At 66.0% G+C, this 2,667-nt stretch carries 1 protein-coding gene; it reads left to right on the top strand.

The window, feature by feature from the left end:
• On the top strand, positions 1 to 2,667 hold a 2,667-nt coding region (locus FFS21_RS31830; RefSeq protein WP_171020538.1), incomplete at both ends, for a hemagglutinin repeat-containing protein.

The following is a 2,667-nucleotide window of genomic DNA, read 5'->3' as shown; positions in this document are numbered from 1 at the left end:
GATGCCACCGCGCATGGCGGTCGCGATTACCTGCGTGAACAGACCACTAGTGGCGTCGGCAGCCGTGTGCAGGCGGGCGGCAGTGTCACGGCGGTAGCCGGGCGCGATGCCACACTGACCGGCTCGGCCATTCAGGCGGGCACGGACGCCACGCTGCTCGCCGGACGCGATGCTACGGTCACGGCATCGCTCGATACACAGACGAGCAGTGCCGGTTCGTCGAGCAACAAGCGGTCGCAATTTACGCAATCGTCCTATGACGAAACCGCGCGCGGCAGTTCGGTGCAGGCTGGCAGCAATGCCACGCTGGGCGCCGGGCAGGCTGCAGCGGCGGCTATCCTCGAAGCCAATGGCATCGCTGCCGTACCGTCCGAGGCGAGCGGCACTGGCAACCTCGCCGTGCTCGCCTCCTCCGTCACCACCGGCACCGCTACGGCCAAAGGTGGCGCGGTGGCACTGGTGGCCACGGGCGACGTGACCATCGGCACGGTCACCGAGCAACACAGCGCCGAGAGCTGGTCGCAGACGAAGACATCCGGATTCCTGTCGAAGAAGGAAACGACCACGATCACCCGTTCGCGCGACACCGTGGCGGTGGGCTCGGTGATTTCGGGCGATACCGTCCTCGGCAGCGCCGGACGAGATCTGGCGATCAGCGGATCGACGGTGGCGGGCACTCAGGACGTGGGACTCGAAGCCGGCCGCAACCTGACGATCGGTGCGGCGGAGAACACCAGCGAAAGCCACAGTTACTCACGCACGACAGCCAGGGGCTTCGGCGCCACGGGTGGCGGCCTCTCCTACGGCTCGCGTGACCAGAAGGACACGATCAACGACAACGCCGTCACGCAGACCGGCAGCCTCGTCGGCAGTACCGATGGCAATGTCAGCCTGAGGGCGGGGAGCACGCTACGCGTGACCGGCAGCCAGTTGATCGCCGCCAAGGATCTGACAGGCGTGGGCGCCGATGTGGCGATCGAAGCCGCCAAGGGCCGCGCGCATCACGACGAAACCCACGAGATCAAGCAGACCGGGCTGACGCTGGGTGTCAGCGGCGGCGCGCTCGGCTCGGCCATCAATGCGGGCCAGAAAGTCAGTTCGGCGAGCAAGAGCCAGGATGGCCGGGCATCCGCATTGTGGGGCATCGCGGCAGGTCGCGACGCCTATGACGCGGCCAAGGGCGCGGGCGATGCCATGAAGAGCCTGGCTGGCGGCTCAGGACCGCTCGGCACCGCCGTGACCCTGTCGCTGGGTACCAGCAAGAGCAAGAACACGCTCACGCAGGACAGCACCTCGCACGCCGGATCGAAGGTGCAGGCTGGCGGCAAGGCGGTCTTCATCGCAACGGGTCAGGATGCCGATGGCAACAAGACTGCCGGGAACCTGGACATCGTCGGCTCCACTATCGCAGCCACCCGAGTGGGACTGGCGGGCCAGGGCAAGGTCAATATCGTCTCTGCGACCGATACCTACGAGACCCACACCACGAACAAGTCGAGCAGCGGCAGCATCGGCGTGTCCTACAGCGCGCAGGGCTTCGGCGTGTCGGCGTCAGGGTCGACGAACAAGGGCAATAGCGACACCAGTGGCACCACACAGGTCAACAGCCGCGTCACGGGCAGCGAATCGGTGTCGATCGTCTCGGGTGGCGACACCAATATCCTCGGTGGCGTGGTCAGCGGCGGCAAGGTGTCGGCCGATGTCGGTGGCCACCTCAACCTCGCCAGCCGCCAGGACACCGAAGGCAGCCGCGCCCGCCAGACAAGCGCGGGGGGCGGCCTGAGCTTTAGTCAAGGTGGAGGGCTGAGCGGATCGCTCTCGGCATCGACAGGCAAGGCCAACGGCAACTTCGCCAACGTGGCCGAGCAATCCGGCATCTACGCGGGCGACGGCGGCTTCGACTTGAACGTCAAAGGCAACACCGACCTCCAGGGCGCCCTCATCGCCAGCACGGCCACGAAGGACAAGAACTCGCTGAAGACGGGCACCCTGAGCTGGGGCGATATCGAAAACAAGTCGGACTACAAGGGCACTTCGTTCGGCGTGGCCGGCGGGTTCACCTTCGGTCCCAAGGTGAAGGACGAGAAGACCGGCCAGACCTCGGGCAAGAACACCGGTGGCGCGAGTCCCATGATTCCGCAGCACGAAAGCGGCAAACAACGCGGCACCGCGCAGTCCGCCATTGCGGAGGGCACGATCCACATCACTGACGACGCCAACCAGAAGCAAGACGTGACGACACTCAATCGCGATACGACCGATACCAATTCGACCGTCCGCAAAGGCCCCGACCTCAACAACTTGCTGAACAAGCAAGCCGACACGATGGCGGCCGCTCAGGCGGCTGGCGAGGCGGTGGCGAAGTCGGTGGGAGATATCGCCAGCAGCAAACTCAAGGATGCAGCGATAGCCCAGGACAAGGCGCAGAAAGCATTCGAGGCCGACCCCAGCGACGACAACCGCGCCAACCTGGAAAAGGCCACCGCCGACGTCGAAGGCTGGAAGGAAGGCGGCGACTACCGTGCCGGTCTGCATGCAGCCGGCGGAGCCATGATCGCCGGGCTAGGCGGTGGGAATGCGATTGCTGGCGCGGTGGGCGCGGGGGCGTCATCGCTGGCGGCTGGGAAGTTGGCGGAACTGGGTAGTGCTGTGTCGGGTGGCGTTGGC

The organism is Cupriavidus sp. 2SB, from assembly GCF_005503625.1.
Classification (GTDB): Bacteria; Pseudomonadota; Gammaproteobacteria; order Burkholderiales; family Burkholderiaceae; genus Cupriavidus.
This window is presented reverse-complemented; position numbering and strand designations above follow the sequence as displayed.